General features: G+C 39.5%; 14 protein-coding genes and 1 other annotated feature. Of the genes, 7 read left to right on the forward strand and 7 right to left on the reverse strand.

Annotated elements, in window-relative coordinates:
- The first annotated feature begins 210 nt into the window (after nucleotides 1-210).
- Together PSR12_RS17355 and PSR12_RS17360 are read left to right on the forward strand one after the other, a co-directional pair.
- Nucleotides 211-1,416, forward strand: coding sequence for an iron-containing alcohol dehydrogenase (locus PSR12_RS17355; RefSeq protein WP_004226138.1), 1,206 nt, complete (start codon nucleotides 211-213; stop codon nucleotides 1,414-1,416).
- 139 nt (nucleotides 1,417-1,555) lie between these two features.
- Nucleotides 1,556-2,359: a cobalamin-binding protein gene (locus tag PSR12_RS17360; RefSeq protein WP_274769929.1), complete on the forward strand. Its 804-nt coding sequence runs from the start codon at nucleotides 1,556-1,558 to the stop codon at nucleotides 2,357-2,359.
- Nucleotides 2,360-2,408: 49 nt separating this feature from the next.
- Here PSR12_RS17360 and tyrS read toward each other — a convergent pair whose 3' ends face one another.
- Entirely contained in the window at nucleotides 2,409-3,677 is a 1,269-nt protein-coding gene (tyrS, locus tag PSR12_RS17365; protein ID WP_274769930.1) for a tyrosine--tRNA ligase, read from the reverse strand.
- 83 nt (nucleotides 3,678-3,760) lie between these two features.
- Nucleotides 3,761-3,969: a binding site (T-box leader), on the reverse strand.
- A gap of 102 nt (nucleotides 3,970-4,071) precedes the next feature.
- Between tyrS and PSR12_RS17370 the strand changes: the two genes are divergently transcribed.
- Nucleotides 4,072-7,104: a transglycosylase domain-containing protein gene (locus PSR12_RS17370; protein ID WP_274769932.1), complete on the forward strand. Its 3,033-nt coding sequence runs from the start codon at nucleotides 4,072-4,074 to the stop codon at nucleotides 7,102-7,104.
- A 133-nt stretch (nucleotides 7,105-7,237) separates the two neighbouring features.
- Entirely contained in the window at nucleotides 7,238-8,119 is an 882-nt protein-coding gene (locus PSR12_RS17375; protein ID WP_221681008.1) for an NAD-dependent epimerase/dehydratase family protein, read from the forward strand.
- Between the two features lie 104 nt (nucleotides 8,120-8,223).
- Here PSR12_RS17375 and PSR12_RS17380 read toward each other — a convergent pair whose 3' ends face one another.
- The 5 genes from PSR12_RS17380 to acsA form a co-directional block, all read right to left on the reverse strand.
- Nucleotides 8,224-9,354 carry an acetylornithine transaminase gene (locus tag PSR12_RS17380; protein WP_274769934.1) on the reverse strand — a complete coding sequence of 377 codons (1,131 nt, stop codon included), beginning with the start codon at nucleotides 9,352-9,354 and terminating at the stop codon, nucleotides 8,224-8,226.
- A gap of 73 nt (nucleotides 9,355-9,427) precedes the next feature.
- Nucleotides 9,428-10,213 carry an acetylglutamate kinase gene (argB, locus tag PSR12_RS17385; RefSeq protein ID WP_257520358.1) on the reverse strand — a complete coding sequence of 262 codons (786 nt, stop codon included), beginning with the start codon at nucleotides 10,211-10,213 and terminating at the stop codon, nucleotides 9,428-9,430.
- The gene (gene argJ / locus PSR12_RS17390; RefSeq protein ID WP_221681010.1) at nucleotides 10,176-11,408 is read right to left on the reverse strand and encodes a bifunctional glutamate N-acetyltransferase/amino-acid acetyltransferase ArgJ; all 1,233 of its coding nucleotides are present in this window, start codon (nucleotides 11,406-11,408) and stop codon (nucleotides 10,176-10,178) included. Before argJ ends, argB begins: the two co-directional genes overlap by 38 nt.
- A gap of 56 nt (nucleotides 11,409-11,464) precedes the next feature.
- Entirely contained in the window at nucleotides 11,465-12,499 is a 1,035-nt protein-coding gene (gene argC, locus PSR12_RS17395) for an N-acetyl-gamma-glutamyl-phosphate reductase (protein ID WP_221681011.1), read from the reverse strand.
- 237 nt (nucleotides 12,500-12,736) lie between these two features.
- Complete coding sequence (acsA, locus tag PSR12_RS17400; RefSeq protein ID WP_370635378.1) at nucleotides 12,737-14,464, reverse strand: acetate--CoA ligase; 1,728 nt, start codon at nucleotides 14,462-14,464, stop codon at nucleotides 12,737-12,739.
- 321 nt (nucleotides 14,465-14,785) lie between these two features.
- Between acsA and PSR12_RS17405 the strand changes: the two genes are divergently transcribed.
- From PSR12_RS17405 to PSR12_RS17415, 3 genes are read left to right on the forward strand one after another with little or no spacing between them, the layout of a single operon-like run.
- The gene (locus PSR12_RS17405) at nucleotides 14,786-15,418 is read left to right on the forward strand and encodes a GNAT family N-acetyltransferase (RefSeq protein WP_221681012.1); all 633 of its coding nucleotides are present in this window, start codon (nucleotides 14,786-14,788) and stop codon (nucleotides 15,416-15,418) included.
- A 24-nt stretch (nucleotides 15,419-15,442) separates the two neighbouring features.
- The gene (locus tag PSR12_RS17410) at nucleotides 15,443-16,090 is read left to right on the forward strand and encodes an acetoin utilization AcuB family protein (RefSeq protein WP_004226115.1); all 648 of its coding nucleotides are present in this window, start codon (nucleotides 15,443-15,445) and stop codon (nucleotides 16,088-16,090) included.
- A complete protein-coding gene (locus tag PSR12_RS17415; RefSeq protein WP_274769938.1) occupies nucleotides 16,090-17,250 on the forward strand; it encodes an acetoin utilization protein AcuC in 1,161 nt (386 codons plus the stop codon). Before PSR12_RS17410 ends, PSR12_RS17415 begins: the two co-directional genes overlap by 1 nt.
- Nucleotides 17,251-17,435: 185 nt before the next feature.
- On the opposite strand, the gene ccpA is transcribed toward PSR12_RS17415, so the two are convergent.
- Nucleotides 17,436-18,440, reverse strand: a complete 1,005-nt coding sequence (ccpA, locus tag PSR12_RS17420; protein WP_221681014.1) for a catabolite control protein A — start codon at nucleotides 18,438-18,440, stop codon at nucleotides 17,436-17,438.
- Nucleotides 18,441-18,465 lie beyond the last annotated feature (25 nt).

Consider the following 18,465-nt stretch of genomic DNA (forward strand, 5'->3'; position numbering starts at 1 on the left):
AAACCTTTTTAAATTCAATATTCTACTACAAAACAACATTCCCCCCTTCTTTCACCACCTTAACTTTTTTGTAAAATAATAACACGAAAAAAATTAACAATTTTAATAAAAATACGAGTTGAACTTTTACAAAAAATAGAATACGATGAATTGCGAAAGGTGGTTCACCATCATTCAAGCAATAATAATTTTTTAAAAGGGGTTGGAAATATGTCAGACGTTCTAAAGCAATTTGTTATGCCGAAAACAAACTTATTTGGACCTGGAGCAATTCAAGAAGTTGGTAAACGCTTAAATGATTTAGAAGTGAAAAAGACATTAATCGTAACAGATGAGGGCCTACACAAATTAGGTCTCTCAGAACAAATTGCAAACATCATTACAGCTGCTGGAATTGATGTAGCAATTTTCCCTAAAGCAGAACCAAATCCAACAGATCAAAACATTGAAGATGGTATTTCCGTGTATCATGCGGAAAACTGCGATTCTATTGTTTCTCTTGGAGGAGGCAGCGCACACGATGCAGCAAAAGGTATCGGACTTATTGCTTCGAATGGTGGACGTATTCATGATTATGAAGGCGTTGATAAATCACAAAATCCACTTGTGCCATTAATTGCAATTAATACAACTGCTGGTACTGCCAGTGAAATGACTCGTTTCACTATTATTACGGATACAGCACGCAAAGTAAAAATGGCCATTGTTGATAAGCATGTAACACCCTTACTTTCTATAAACGATCCTGAATTAATGATTGGTTTACCTCCTGCTCTTACGGCAGCTACTGGGGTTGATGCACTAACACATGCTATTGAATCATTCGTTTCTACGAATGCTACACCAATCACGGACGCATGTGCAGAAAAGGTACTTCAACTAATCCCTGAATATCTACCTCGTGCCTATGCAAATGGAGCTGATATAGAAGCTCGTGAACAAATGGTATATGCACAATTTTTAGCGGGAATGGCCTTTAATAATGCATCACTTGGCTATGTTCATGCAATTGCTCATCAATTGGGTGGTTTCTATAACCTACCGCATGGCGTGTGCAACGCTATTTTATTACCACATGTTTGTCGATTTAATGTCACAGCACGTACAGAGCGCTTTGCTCGTATCGCTGAATTATTAGGAGAAAATGTAGAAGGTTTAAGTAAGCGCGATGCCGCTGAAAAGGCTATTACAGCTATTGAGAAGTTATCACAAGATTTAAATATTCCTAGTGGCTTCCGTGAATTAGGTGCAAAAGATGAGGATATTGAGATCTTAGCAAAAAATGCATTGTTAGATGTGTGTGCTGAGACGAACCCTCGTAAAGCAACACTAGAGGATATCAAACAAATCATCACAAATGCAATGGGTCCTATTGTGAAAAAAGAAGAGTCACTCGAGGCAGTTGCCCTTTCTTAATCGACGGTTTCCTATAAGCCTATACAAAGGGTGGAGAAAACAAATGTTTTCTCCACTTTTTTATGGGCTCGATACACACACGTTGTCTATCACGGGAACACTCGCTATACTTTTCTTAAAAAGGATAGGAGAAAACAATATGCGTTTAATTTCAATTTGTCCTAGCAATACAGAATTAGTCGCCTATTTAGGGCTGACAGACCAGCTCGTTGGAGTAGATGATTTTTCCGATTGGCCATCATCGGTTAAAGATCTACCACAGCTTGGACCTGATTTATCAATTAACATGGATGCATTAGAGGCATTACAGCCTGATCTTGTTCTGGCTTCCTTGAGTGTACCTGGTATGGAAAAAAACATTGAGGCACTAAAAGAAAGAAATATTCCTCATATTATTTTCAATGCAAACTCATTAGAAGAAATTGCGCAAGATCTTCTGACACTCGGGCAAGCTTGTCAAGTGGAGGAACAAGCAAAGACAATCGCTGAAGAGTACATGCATTCCATCGAAAAAATGTACTCCATTGCACAAACAATTCCGAAGAAACCTACCCTCTATTGGGAATGGTGGCCAAACCCTATTTTCACTCCTGGGAAAATAAATTGGCTAACGGAAATTAGCGCTCTTGCTGGTGGCATTAATCTATTTCAAGATGTTGAGCTTGCTAGTGTTCAAACAGATTGGACAGATGTTGTTAAACGCAAGCCTGACTATATCATGATGGCTTGGGTTGGTGTAGCATTTGAGCGTATCCAACCTGCTAATTTATTAAAACGTCCATCTGCCAAAGAGCTACATGCCGTTCAATCGGAACAGCTTCATGTAATGGAAGAATGGCTGTATTGTCGCCCTTCTCCACGACTTATTGAAGGTGCTATAAAGCTTGCAAAAATACTGCATCCTAAAGAATATGAACAAATAAAACCTCCAAGTTTCTTATGATTAAAAAACCACATCCAGCGTTTTGTGGATGTGGTTTTGCAAATAGAAATTAGATAAATTTCACCATATGATATTTTTTCTTACCTCGACGGACAATGCTAAATGCATCCTCTAAACGATCCTTCGCATCGACTACATATTCTAAATCCGTTACCTTTTCACCGTTTACACTAATAGCACCATTTGATACGTCCTCACGTGCTTGACGTTTTGAAGAGGAAATGCCGGCCTCCACAAGTAGGTCCACAATGTTTTTGTCCTCTTTAGCCATTTCAATAGAAGGAACATCTTTAAAAACGTCCTTCATTTCTTCGGCTGAAAGTGCTTTTAGATCTCCTGAGAATAAAGCAGCTGTAATACGGATGGCTTGCTCTAATGCCTCTTGACCATGTATTAAACGAGTCATTTCTTCAGCTAGCGCCTTTTGTGCCTTACGTAAATGTGGCTCCTCCTCTACAGATACAGCTAAAGCTTCAATTTCTTCACGAGATAGGAACGTGAAGATTTTTAAGTATTTTATGACATCTGCATCAGCTGCATTGATCCAGAATTGGTAGAACTCATATGGAGATGTTTTCTTACTATCTAGCCAAACAGCACCACCTGCTGTTTTACCAAACTTTGTGCCATCTGCCTTGGTTACTAATGGAATCGTAATTCCAAAGGCTTTCGTTTCTTCCTCGTGTGTTTTACGAATAACCTCTAACCCTGTTGTAATATTACCCCATTGGTCAGAGCCACCTACTTGAATACGGCAATTGTAGTGATTGTATAAATGATTGTAATCAATACCTTGAATTAACGTATAGGCAAACTCTGTAAATGAGATTCCTGTATCAAGACGAGAAGCAATCGTATCTTTTGCTAACATGTAGTTTACGTTAATTAATTTCCCATAATCACGTAAAAATTCAATTGTGTTTATATTACCAATCCAGTCACGATTGTTCACAAGCTGAGCACCATTGCCATCTTCTGCAAATTCGAAAATACGTTCTAATTGACTACGGATTCCTTGAACGTTTTTATCGATTTGCTCTACTGTCTGTAATTGGCGCTCTTCTGAACGGCCAGACGGGTCACCGATCATCCCTGTTGCACCACCAACAAGTAAAATTGGACGGTGGCCTGCTTTTTGGAATCGACGAAGTGTTAACAATGGAACAATATGTCCAATATGCATGGAGTCAGCTGTTGGATCTACCCCACAGTATAAAGATACGGATTGTTCATTTAATAATTTTGCCATGCCTTCCGCATCTGTTTGTTGGTATAGCAAACCACGCCATTCTAAATCTTGTAATAATTCGTTTGTCATGTTCATTCCTCCTAAAATGGTTAAATTCGTTACGTGCATGGACATGTTTAAATAAAAAAAGTCCCTACACGCAAACAATTGCATGCAGGGACGTTAAGTTGCAAACTAACGCGGTACCACCCAGCTTGAAGATGTCATCCACCTTCCACTTCATTCAGCCGCCTTTATCGCAGGCGCGCACGTCTAAGCTCCAAGTACGTAATTCGTCTCTACATTATGACCAGTTTTCACCAACCACTGGCTCTCTAAACAGGGAATATAGACACTACTGCAAACTCTTCATCACCAGAAAACTATAAACATAATTTTATACGATTCTTTTTCAAAGTCAATAACTATGTTCGTGCTAAAACAATATGTGCTATAATAGACAAGATTTTAGGAGGTCGATACATTGAAAGATTGGATTGAAAAAATCAATGCAAAGATCGATGAATTACTTGAACAAAAATGGATGAAGAAATTACGTATTTCAGGTAGTGTTACCTGGAACTTATTTTTACTATTTTTAGTCTTTGCATTGGTTGGCACTGTATTTGTCGGTTCAGTTGGAGCTGGTTATTTTGCTTCTCTTGTCAAAGAAGAACCATTACGCTCAAAACAAGAGTTAAGGGATCAAATTTTTAGCTATGAAGAAACCAGTGAGATTTATTTTGCCAACGATATTTATATTGGGAAATTAAGGACAGATTTAGATCGACGTGAAACTTCGCTTAGCAATGTTGCACCAGAGGTCGTGAATGCTGTTCTGGCAACAGAAGATGAATATTTTCGAGAGCATAACGGAATTGTTCCTAAAGCGGTTGTTCGTGGGTTATTACAAGATGTCACTAACTCTGCAACGCAGACAGGTGGTTCTACACTTACCCAGCAGCTTATTAAAAACCAAGTACTAACTAATGAAGTATCATACGAGCGTAAAGCTAAGGAAATTTTACTGGCGATGCGTTTAGAACATTTTATGACGAAGGAAGAAATATTAGAGGCTTATTTAAATATCATTCCCTATGGTCGTAACTCTTCAGGACGAAATATTGCAGGTGTTGAAACAGCTGCGGAAGGAATTTTTGGCGTAAAAGCAAAAGAATTGTCTCTTCCTCAAGCTGCGTACATAGCTGGTATTCCACAGGCACCATTTGCTTATACACCATTTACAAATACAGGTGAACTGAAAAGTGAAGAAGCTTTGAAACCAGGTATTGATCGTATGAAAACAGTACTTTATCGTATGAAAGAAGCTGGTTATATTGATGATGCACAGTATAATGAAGCGTTAAACTATGATATTGCTGCTGATTTCCGTGGACCAGAAATGCGCGCGGAGGATCGTTATCCTTGGTTGACTTATGAGCTTGAAGCTCGTGCAAAAGATATTATTGCTGAAAAACTAGCAAAAGATGATGGGATTGACCCAGAGCGCTTAAAGTCAGAAAAGAAATTAAAGGATAAATATACGATTTTAGCAGATCGTGATGTTCGTTCAAAAGGCTATCGTATTTATTCAACCATTAATAAAGATATGTATGATGCAATGCAAAAAGCAGCAAAAGACTTCCAGTATTATGGTCATACGTATACTGGTAAAGGGAAAGACCCTGTTACTGGTGAAGAAATTGATATTGAGATGCCAGTACAGGTAGGTAGTATTTTAATAGAAAATACGACAGGTCGCATTTTAAGCTTTGTTGGTGGTCGAGACTTTAAAACCACTCAAGTAAACCATGCAACACAAGCTTATCGTTCTAACGGTTCTACAATGAAACCATTACTTGTTTATGGACCTGCCATTGAGTATGGCGTAATCGGTGCGGGTAGCCCATTAGTTGACGTGAAATTCTCAGTCGGTTCTTGGAGTCCAAGTAACTATATTACGAGTGATGAGCGAGGTCTTATCCCAGCACGTGAAGCTTTAGCAGATTCTCAAAACATTTCAGCACTACGTTTATATAATGATATTATTAGTAGACGCCCTGCAGATTTGTTAGTAAAAATGGGATTCTCAAAATTACATCCCGATGATTTTACTAACCTAGCAACTGGGATCGGCGCTTTAAGAGAAGGAACTACTGTTGAAGAAAATACAAATGCCTTTGCTACCTTTGCAAATGGTGGCCAATTCATTGACGCTTATATGATTGATCGAATTGAAGACCAAGAAGGAAATATTGTTTACCAACATGAAGTAGAACCTGTTCAAGTATTTAGCCCAGAAACATCTTATATCGTGACAGATATGTTACGTGATGTTCTCACTAAAGGAACAGGGACAATGGCACGAAATACATTAAAGTTCTCTTCTGATTTTGCTGCAAAAACAGGGACTTCTCAAGAATATAAAGATGTTTGGTTAGTTGGTTATAACCCTAATGTATCTCTTGGTGTTTGGATGGGTTACGATCAACCTCGTACACTTTATGCATTTAACAATACCTATTTACAGCCAAGCGTTCGGGTGAATAAGCTATGGGGTACTTTAATGAATGCCGTTTACGATGCGGACCCTCAGCTAATTGACCCACCAACAAGCTTTAAGGCGCCTAAAAATGTTGTGACTGCGTCATTCTGTGGCATTTCCGGCATGGCCCCTTCTGCAGCTTGTGCTAGCGCAGGTCTTGTACGCTCAGATTTATTTAATGCGAAAGTATTTTTACCCTCACAACCTGATGATAGCTTAGCCTCTTCAAGTGTTGTGACGATTAAAGGAAAAACTTATAATGCGTTGCCAAATACACCAGCCGAGTTTGTAAAAGCAGGTGGCGCAGGCATTAATCAAGACTTTATTAAACGAATGTTAGGTAGACTTGGCGGGAACCCTGCTAGTCTGTTACCAAAGAATTCTACATTGTCGAATTCATCTGTATCAGCTGTTGATTTCCCAGCAGATGGTAGCCCTCCAGCAGCTGTCTCAGCTTCAGTAAATGGCTCTACATTATCATGGTCAGAGTCATCGAATGATGTTGTTGGTTATCGTATCTACAACGTTACGAATGGCGGTAATACACTTGTAACGTCCGTACTAGAGTCAACACAAAGCATTACGGTTGCTAGTGGACAAGCTTATGTAGTGGTCGCTGTAGATATTACAGGTTTAACATCACCACACTCCAATGTTGTGTCTACTGGCGGTAGTGAAAACGAACCTGATCCAGAGGAAAACGACCAAGAACCAATACCACCTACAACGCCACCTACTAATGGCAATGGCAATGGTTCGGGTAGTAACGGCAATGGCTCCAATAACGGGAACGGGTCTGGTAATAACGGCAATGGCTCCAATAACGGTGATGGTTCTGGTAGCAACGGCAATGGCTCCAATAATGGAAATGGATCCGGAAGCAATGGTGATGGATCTGATAACCCTGGAGATGGCACAAACGGAGGAGACAATGGTAATACCACTACTCCAACTGAAACGTCAAGGCGCTAATCCATTATGCCTTAGCAAGCATTTGTAGTAGATAATCAATTAAACAGACTTCCTGCATTTTACTTATGAATTGTAGTTAGTCTGTTTTTTTGTCATTATTAAGAGGACTACTATTTTGAAGGGGTGAAAATATATGAACATATTGATTTTAGGAGGCACGCGTTTTTTTGGAAAAAAGCTAGTTGATCTTTGTATTCAAAATGGACATAATGTAACGATTTTAACACGTGGTCAAAGTGGCAATCCCTTTGGTACACATGTTAAGCAATTAGTAGTAAATCGTAATGATCGTGATGCTTTAGAACAGGCACTAGCCAATACAACATGGGACATTGTCTATGATAATATTTGCTATGCGCCCAACGAGGCACAAGCGATTTGCGAGATATTAAAAGGGAAAACGAAAAAGCTGGTCTTTACTTCTACTCTTTCAACCTATGAGGTAGATGGTAAAATGAAAAAGGAAGAAGACTTTGATCCATACCAGTATCAAATTCGCATGGGACATCAAGAGCAATTTTCTTATGGAGAAGGAAAACGACAAGCGGAGGCAGTCTTATTCAAAGAAGCTTCATTCCCAGTCGTAGCTGTACGTTTCCCAATTGTGATGGGTGAAGATGATTATACTCGACGTTTACATTTCCACGTTGAACATATTTTACAGAATCAGCCGATTACTTTACCGAACATTGATGCAAAGATGAGTTATATTACAGATGAAGAAGCAGCTGAATTTTTATACTTTGCGGGTGTTACTCCTATTGAGGGACCATACAATGCTACCGCATCAGGGGCAATGTCTCTCAAAGATCTAATTGCTCTAATCGAAGAAGCGAGTGGTCAGCGCGCAAAAATTTCCCTCATTGGTGGTGATGAGGAATCACAGTCTCCTTATGGGGTGCCTGCTGATTGGTATATGTCCAATGCAAAGGCCGAGAAGGCAGGATTTACGTTTAGTCAGCTTGAAGATTGGCTACCAAAATTAGTGACAACATTAGTAAAACAGCTACAGTAGCATTTATAGCGCAAAGAATCTGCTAGTATCTAGCAGATTCTTTGTTCATTCCTAATTTCTAGGCATTTTTGCCGCTGGTGTCTCACTTTCATTGCTGAAGTGTATCACGGTAATATGTTCTTTAAAATAGCTACTGCTTTATCAATCTCTTCCTTTGTGACCGTTAATGGAGGCAAGAGACGAATAACTGTTGGTCCTGCCCCTACTAATAAAAGACCACTTTCTTCCGCTGCCGCGATATAAGGCGCTATTTCCGTGTCCCCACAGCCAATCCCTAACAAGAGACCCTGACCTTGAACAGTATAGCTAGAAGGTAAATGAGACCTTAGTTGTGCCACAAAATAGGCAGATATTTCTCGTACATGCTGTAAAAAATCCGGCTCAAACACATGATTCAAAACAGCTTGTGCCACATTCATCGCAAGAGGGTTTCCACCAAATGTTGTACCATGTGTTCCTGGACTAAATGTAGCATGAAGCTCAGCAGTTCCGAGCATTGCACCAACAGGGAAACCACCACCTAAGCCTTTTGCCAAAGTTATGATATGTGGCTTTAATACCGTTTGTTCAAATGCATAGCGTGTTCCTGTTCGCCCAATGCCCGTTTGCACTTCATCAACAATTAGTAGTATACCTTGCTCCTCACAGACTTTTGCAATAGCTGCTGCAAATTCTGCCGATACACTATTAACGCCACCCTCTCCCTGAATCATTTCTAACATTATAGCTGCCACAGAATCATCAACGGTTGCTTCAAGTGTAGCAGCATCATTAAAGGGCAAAATCGAAAATTTTTCTACGAGTGGTCCAAAGCCATTATGTACTTTGCCTTGACCTGTTGCAGACATTGCTCCAAAGGTACGACCATGGAATGATTTTTCAAATGTAATAATATGATGTTTGCCTGTATGCTTACGAGCTAATTTAATGGCCGCTTCATTAGCCTCAGCCCCGCTATTACAAAAAAAGGCATGTGAAAAGTGTGTATTAGCAATTAATTTTTCTGCCAACTTTTCTTGACCTGGTATTTCAAAAAGATTTGAAATATGCCATAGCTTTTCGCTTTGCTCTTGAAGTGCCTGTACAACGGCTGGATGAGCATGTCCAAGACTCACCACAGCAATGCCACTAGTAAAATCCAAGTATTGCTTCCCTGTTGAATCCTCAACAATTGTCCCCTGACCTTTGACAATTTGTGCACGACGCTTGCCGTAATTCTCAAATAAAACACTCATGTTATCATCTCCACTATCATTTAAAATAGTTTCTTTCAACAACTATACTTCTCAAGCTATCCTATTTAGAACACTAGGAAGAAAGAAGTTCACTTGTGGCTACAATTGTTGTACCAATTAAAGTTGCACCTACGATTTGTACAGAAGGAATCCCTGCCCGTAAACAGTCAATCGCTCCTTGCACTTTCGGAATCATTCCACCGTAAATATGGCCCTGCTCTGTCCATTGATCTATAAGACTAGGTGTAGCTATTGCTTGATATTCATCTTCAATACGGATACCACTCACATCCGTCACGAGTAGTAAGCTATCTGCTCCGACGGCTAAAGCAATTTCACTGGCTACCGTATCGCCATTAATATTAAGAGCCTGACCTGCTTCGGTGGCACCTACGCAGGCAATAACAGGTACAATCCCTACACCCATTAAAGCTTCCAATAAGGATGTATTGATATTTTTAATAGCTCCGACATAGCCATAAGTCTCTTGATCTAAAAAATCTACGACCATCAACTGACCATCAAAGCCATTTAATCCGATGGCTGCTATACCAGCTGTTGTTAACTCATGAACTAATGCAGTGTTTACTTGCCCTATTAGGGTCGATTGGACAACTTTAATTGCAGCCTCGTTCGTGACACGTATTCCATTTAATGTATGTGATTGTATGCCTTGGACAGCTAATTCTCGATTTATGGCTGGCCCACCTCCGTGGGTAATAATCAGCTCTACTCCACTCTCTTGTAATCTTTTAAAATTATCAAAGAAAGCCTCATTTAAACCTTCCAGTGTACTGCCCCCAAGCTTAATGACCATACGTTTATGAGCGGTATGATGCATTGATTTGAACATAGTCATATGTTAAGTCACATCCCCAAGCATGCCCCTTACCATCACCCACACCAAGGGACACATAGATTTTTACTTCATGCATTTTTAATATTTGAATTAACTCATCCTCAGAAAAAGGAATTGGTTCACCGTTTTCTACCATAGTAGCACCACCGATTTGGATGGTAATTTTATCTGGATCAACTGTTGCGCCACTATACCCTACTGCTGCAATAATACGCCCCCAGTTAGCATCACAGCCGAAAACAGCAGTCTTTACAAGTGGTGAACCAACGACTGTTTTTGCAATTTTACGTGCCTCCTCGTCTGAAATTGCACCAACAACTTCCACTTCGATAAGCTTCGTTGCTCCTTCACCATCTTTGGCAATCATTTTTGCTAAATCTTCCGCTACTGTTTGCAAAGTGTAAAAGAAATTTTGCCAATCTGGATGCTCTGGTGTTAAAGAATTATTCCCTGCCAAGCCATTAGCCAATATTACCACTGTGTCATTAGTGGACGTATCCCCATCAACTGTAATAGCGTTAAATGTTAAATTAGTAATAGTCGATAAAGCTGCTTGCAACACCTCAGATTCAATATTGGCATCTGTTGTAATAAAGCCTAGCATTGTGGCCATATTAGGTTCGATCATACCTGAACCTTTTGCTACACCTGCAACAATAACTTCCTTGCCATCCACAGTTGTACTATAGCTTGTGTTTTTCATGACGGTATCTGTTGTCAAAATAGCCTGTGCAAAGTCAATCGCACTTTCTAAATTGTCCTTTGGCTCTAACTGTAGAATACCGTTTGCTACTGGCTCTAATTTCATCATTTCTCCAATAACACCCGTCGAGCAAACTCCCACCAAATTTGGTGCAATCCCTAATTTTTCCGCAGCTAGCGCTTGCATTGTTTGGGCATCTTTTACACCTTGTTTACCTGTACAAGCATTCGCATTGCCTGAATTGACGATCATCGCTTGCATTTTCTTAGTTGCATAAACAACTTCCTTCGTAACTTTTAATGGTGCTGCTTGCACAGCGTTTGTAGTAAAAACACCCGCAACACTTGCTGGGACTTCACTTACCAAAAGGGCTAAATCCTTTTTCTTATGCTTTAAACCACAGTGTAATCCAGCTGCCTTAAAGCCTTTTGGTGAAACAATATTTTTACTTGATAATTTTTTCATTAGAGTCGTTGAAGTGGTAACTGTCATCCGAAATTCCTCCTTAGATTAATAAATAAGAGAAGCATACAGTTTCCTGCATGCTGTTAAATAAAGAACGGTACGACATCTAGCCCTGTCGTTTGGGGTAAGTCAAATTGCACATTCATATTTTGGATAGCTTGCCCTGCTGCTCCTTTGACAAGGTTATCAATTACACTAACAATTGTAGCGCGATTTGTACGGGGATCTACTTTCGCTAGAATGTCACAATAATTTGATCCCTTGACACGATTTGTCCCTAAACTAGATGCATCCGTAACGATTCGAACAAATGGGTGATTCTCATAGGTTGCCTGTAAGCAAGTGATCAATTGCGACTCTGTAATTCCCTGCATTACTGGTGCATAGGAGGTCGCCAAAATTCCCCTAGTCATTGGAACCAGATGCGTATTAAAAGTAACCTTTGTATCTGCTTGAGCAAACATGGAAAGTGCCTGTTCAATTTCGGGAATATGTTGATGTGTATTTACTTTATAGATCGAAAAATTCTCATTTGTCTCACTAAAATGGGTAGTTTGTGAGGGCTTATTGCCTGCTCCTGAAATGCCACTCTTTGCATCAATAACTAGAAAACTAGGATCAATCAAACGTTCTTTTACAAGTGGTAGTAAGGATAATAAAACTGCTGTTGGGTAGCAACCCGGATTAGCAACGAGTGTTGCTTGACGTATAAGCTCTGCATTCCATTCTGTTAAACCATATACACTTTGTTGAACACTATGGAACGGTGCAGCTTTTTTGCCATACCAGGTTTCATAGCTTGCTAGATCTTTTAACCGAAAATCACCAGATAAATCGATTAGCTTTGGTCCTTTCCCAACCAAAGGCGGTAATAGCTCACTTGTCACTCCAGATGGTGTACTCGTAAAAACAACATCGAATTTTTCTAAAGTGTCATACGCTATCTTTTGTAACGGTGTATCAGCTATCCTAACAAGATGACCAAATTTCGAAGAAAATTGGACACCCTCTTCTGAAGAAGTAAATAAATCAATTCGTTCCACAGCTGGATGATTATGTAAAAATCGAATAAGTTCTAGACCACCATATCCAGTTGCTCCAACAATACCTACTTTCACTGCACTCACCTCTGAAATAAGTTAAAAATAGTATACGTCTGCATATTTATTAAGTCAACTGAATTTTTATTTAATTCATTGTTTTTTTTAAACAGATAATATTTCACCTACTCTCACTTCTATACTATTGTAAAAACAGAAAAAAGAAGGCAAGAATCCTTTCGCCCATCGAATGAATCCCTGCCTTCTTTTTATGCACATGTTGTATAAATATCAATTGATGTTTTAGATAATTAATTAATCTTCCATTGTTGATAAATCACCAGTTGGTAAATTTAATTCCCAAGCTTTCAAAACACGACGCATAATCTTACCACTACGTGTTTTTGGCAATTTATCTTTAAATTCTATTTCACGTGGTGCTGCATGTGCAGATAAACCTTTTTTAACAAAATCACGTATATCTTCAATTAATGCATCAGAAGGTTCAACCCCTTCTCGTAAGGATACAAAGGCTTTAATGATTTCGCCTCGCACCGGATCTGGTTTCCCGATAACACCTGCTTCAATTACATCCGGATGCTCAAGTAGCTTACTTTCTACTTCAAACGGTCCTACACGTTCACCAGCCGTCATAATGACATCATCCACACGCCCCTGGAACCAGAAGTAACCTTCATCATCCATATAGGCAGAATCTCCAGAAACGTACCATTCTCCTTTCAGGAAATAAGACTCATAACGCTCTGGGTTTCCCCAAATTTGGCGCATCATGGCAGGCCAACCACGACGAATAGCTAGATTCCCCATTGTAAATGGTGGTACCTCATTGCCTGCATCATCTACAATCGTTGCATGAATACCAGGAAGAGGTTTCCCCATTGAACCTGGCTTAATATCCATCGAAGGATAATTACAAATCATATGTGCTCCCGTCTCTGTCATCCACCATGTATCATGTATACGATGACCTAGTTCCTCTACTCCCCAGCGAATAACTTCTGGATTTAACGGCTCACCAACAGACAGCACATGGCGTAAAGATGTTAGATCATAGCTTTCAAGCAAGCCACTACCTGCCCCCATCAGCATACGGAACGCTGTTGGTGCACTATACCACACTGTCACACTATAATCTTCAATAGCCTGATACCATGCTTGTGGTGAAAATCTTCCTCCGACGATTAGCATTGTTACACCGTTTAACCACGGACCAAAAATGCCATAGGCTGTTCCTGTAACCCATCCAGGATCGGCTGTACACCAATAAATATCATCTTCACGTAAATCAAGTACCCATTGCGTCGATTGATATTGCTGAATCATAGCATTATGGACATGCAATACGCCCTTTGGAGCACCTGTTGATCCAGAGGTATAGTGAAGAATCATCCCATCTTCTCTGTCTACCCACTCTATATCAAAATGAGCTGAAGCTTCTTTTAAATGTTTAGTAAAGTCTAGGATTTGAGCTGTTTCCTCAATGCCCTCCCCTACTAAAAAGATATGCTCCAATTTAGGTAATTTAGCTAAAGGTACACGTTCAAGTAAAGCGGGTGTCGTGACTAATACTTTCGCCTCACTATCAGCAAGTCGATCATACACGGCACCTTCCATAAAAGCTTCAAACAATGGTCCAACAATAACCCCCATTTTCAACGCACCTAATAATGAAAAATAAAGCTCAGGTGAACGAGGCATAAAAATAAATAAACGATCACCTTTCTGCAGATTAGTAGTCGTTTTAAAAACGTTTGCTGCTTTGTTTGTTAACCTTTTCATTTCATTAAATGAATATGCCTCTTTCCGTTTACCATCATTAAAATACAATGCCACCTTATTTTTGCGGTGTGTTTCGGTATGGCGATCAATGGCCTCATATGCCATATTCACTAAACCTGTTTCGCTCCAACTAAATGCCTTTTCCGTATCTGCCCAATTATGAGATTCTGCCACTTCTTCATAATTCGTTAAATGGTGTTGACCAGGTAAAGCCATTAACTTCTCCTTCATTTTCATCCCCATGAAAATACCCCTTTCTTTGCTTTTGTTTTTGACTAAATTTCAACAATCCCCCCTGTTGAAAATCAGAGAATTTTTCAAAAGCAAAATTGATATGTAGCATTTGTTATATAACAGTTATCCGTAGTATTAATAGTCGAATCCCTAATGGCACTACTTTTATCTGTTAAATAACAGAAGCAATATAATCTTATTTTACACGAATTAGGATGGATTGTCTCAATATTTTTATTTTTCCAAAAATACAGGTATATTTTGCAAAAATAAGCGTTTTTACGCAAGAAATCAGCTATAATGGAATTATTAAACTCAGGTGGTGTAATTATGGAACATAAAAAAACTTTTTTTTCTGTCACAAAGGAAACAAAGCATGGTACTGTGTATGTGGAAGGACCTGTGCCTCCAGAAAAATTAGCTACATATTCATTCCATGAAGGCTTGGTTGCCTTCAGACCTCCAAAACAGCAACAGCAGGCCCTTATAGAAATTGCTGGACTACCCGAAGGCCGAATTATTATTATTCGAAACCAAGATATTATTGTAGGCTATGTTACCTATCTTTACCCCGATCCACTTGAACGATGGGCAGAAGATCGTATCGATGACATGATTGAATTAGGTGCCATTGAAGTCATTCCAGACTACCGTGGTACTGGTGCTGGGAAGGCACTACTAGCCGTTTCATTTATGGGGGATGAAATGGAAGATTATCTTGTGATTACTACCGAGTACTATTGGCATTGGGATTTAAAAGGAACTGGTTTAAATGTTTGGGATTACCGCAAAATGATGGAGAAAATGATGAGCTCTGCTGGTTTCGAATATTTTGCAACAGATGATCCTGAAATTACATCACATCCAGCCAATTGCCTGATGGCACGCGAAGGAAAACGGGTGCCTCCTGAGACAATGGAAAGATTTGATAGACTTCGTTTTAGAAATCGTTTCATGTATTAAAACTAATACAAAGGGGATGCTTATATGATTGTAGAAGAAATTATGAATGATAAGCCTTATACATTAGCTCCTACCAATACAGTGCAGGAGGCACTAAAGTTAATGCGTGAAAAGAAAGTTCGTCATTTACCAGTTGTAGATGATGAACAACACGTTTTAGGAGTAATTACTGAACGAGATATTAAAGAGGTCTTGCCCTCATCTTTGCAGGATGAACCAAACTCTCCTATTTTTAATGCAAAAGTAGAGGATATTATGGTGAAAGACCCCCTTATAGGTCATCCACTAGATTTTGTTGAAGAGGTAGCACTGACGTTTTACGAATCAAAAATAGGCTGTTTACCTATCGTCTCTGGTGGAAAATTGGTAGGCATTGTTACCACAACAGATTTACTCTATACATATATAGAGCTGACTGGTGCTACAGAGCCTGGGTCAAAAATCGAGATTCGGGTATCCGATACACCGGGAGTTTTATTTGAAATTACAAAAATATTTCATCAACATCATGCCAATGTTCAAAGCGTCTTAGTTTATCCTGACTCTGAAAATACACAAAACAAAATTTTAAGCGTCCGAGTAAAAACACTAAATCCTTTAGCAATGATTGAAGATCTACGCAAAGAGGGCTTTGATGTCCTATGGCCAAATTTACCAGGTGTTTCACTATAATGAAAAAGGCTGTATTCGTTTACTCGCCAGAACAACTCGGATATAAATTTTCAGATACACATCCTTTCAATCATAAACGCTTGACGCTAACTATGGATTTACTAAAAAATATTAATGCTCTCGATGATGTAGATATTGTACCAGCACGTGGTGCTACGGAAGAAGAACTATTGCTTGCACATGATTCAAAATATATAGATATCGTAAAAAAAGCAGGGCATGGTGAATTATCAGAAGCACAATGTGAAAGCTACGGGATTGGCACTGAAGATACCCCCATTTTTGAAAATATGCATGAAGCAAGTGCACAGCTAGTTGGTGGAACTTTAACCGCTGTTGATTATGTAATGGAAGGAAAAGCCGAACACGCCCTTAACCTTGGTGGAGGACTCCATCATGGTTTCCGTGGTCGTGCATCAGGTTTTTGTATTTACAATGATAGCACAGTGGCTATTCGTTACTTACAGGAAAAGTACAACGCTCGTGTACTTTATGTAGATACAGATGCCCATCATGGGGATGGTGTCCAATGGAGCTTTTATGAGGATCCTAATGTTTGTACACTGTCCATACATGAAACTGGTCGTTATCTATTCCCTGGAACCGGAAATATTACTGAGCGTGGCAATGGTCAAGGCTATGGAACCTCCTTTAATTTTCCAATGGATGCATTTACTGAGGATGAAAGTTTTCTAGAGATCTATGAACAGTCAATGCGAGAGATTTTTGAATTTTTCAAGCCAGATGTTGTATTAACGCAAAATGGGGCAGATGCACATTATTTTGATCCATTAACACATTTACATGGAACAATGAATATTTATCGCGAAATTCCTAAGCTAGCTCATCAATTAGCACATGAATATTGTGATGGTCGATGGATTGCAGTGGGTGGCGGTGGCTACGATATTTGGCGAGTGGTGCCCCGTGCCTGGTCCATGTTATGGTTGGAAATGACTGACCAAGTGTTACCAATGGGGCCACTCCCTCAAGCATGGTTGGATCGCTGGCAACCAGAAGCCCCTGTTCCTTTTATTCCAACATGGGAGGACCCGATGCCTTTATATGAGCCAATTCCGCGTAAAGCAGAAATAGAGGAAAAGAATGCTCAAATGTTAGCCAAATCGCTACATATTATTCGGAATGAAAGACGGGATTAATTTCTTGGCCTCACGATATTCGTGGGGCTTTTTAAATTAGATTAATGCTTTTGGTCTTTTGGTCGTATATCCATCAATTCTTTTGGTCTATCCCTCATTTTTGAAACGCTATCCTCTATTTTTGACGTTCCTTCCAGTAAAAAAACACGCAAATCCTTCATAAGCGATTTACGTGTTAGGTATCATTATTTACTTTTGACAGATTGTCGATGCTCAATACGGTGTGGTAAAATAACCGATTCGTCCTCAACAGTTTCCTTGCTCATTAATTTTGTCAGCAGACGCATTGCAACAGCTCCAATATCGTAAAGCGGTAGCGCGACACTTGTTAACTGTGGGCGAACCATTCGTGCTAACTTTGAGTTCTCAAAGCTGATAACTTCAATATCTTCTGGAACATTTTTGCCCGCATCTTGTGCGCCATGAATTAAACCGATGGCCAGTTCGTCACTTCCTGCAAAATAAGCTGTTGGTGGCTGTTCAAGAGCAGATAAAATTTCCCATGCCTCTAAGCCCATATCATAGCTGGACTCTTCTGCAGCAATTAATGCTTCATCTATTGGTAAACCAGCATCCTGCAATGCTTTCTTATAGGCTGCTAGCTTGAATTTTCCGTTAATTGTATACGAAAGTGGACCCGTTACGAAACCAATGCGTGTATGTCCATTTTGAATTAGTAAAGATATCGCTTCATAAGCCGCCTGGAAATAGTCAATATTAACAGTAGCTATTGTTTGCGATTCATCTACAGAACCTGCTAATACAATTGGGACCGGAGAATGATCCATTGTTTGTTGCATCTTTTCTGTTACTTCATCACTCATCATCACAATACCATCTACTTGTTTTCCAAGCATTGTATCCAGTAGCTGTAACTCTTTATCTTCATGTTGATCTGAGTTGGCTAAAATAATATTGTAACGATACATTGTGGCAATATCCTCTACACCACGAGCCAGCTCTGCATAAACATTGTTTGCAATATCTGGGATAATCACGCCAACTGTTGTTGTTTTCTTACTTGCTAATCCACGCGCTACAGCGTTTGGACGGTATTCTAATCGTTCAATTACTTCTAGTACTTTTTTTCGTGTTGCTGGTTTTACGTTTTGATTACCATTGACTACACGAGAGACCGTTGCCATAGAAACATTTGCTTCTCTTGCAACATCATAAATTGTAACAGTCATCGTACGTGCCTCCCTTTTTTCCTAT

Origin of the sequence: Lysinibacillus sp. G01H (assembly GCF_028872195.1) — a bacterium.
Taxonomy (GTDB): domain Bacteria; phylum Bacillota; class Bacilli; order Bacillales_A; family Planococcaceae; genus Lysinibacillus; species Lysinibacillus capsici.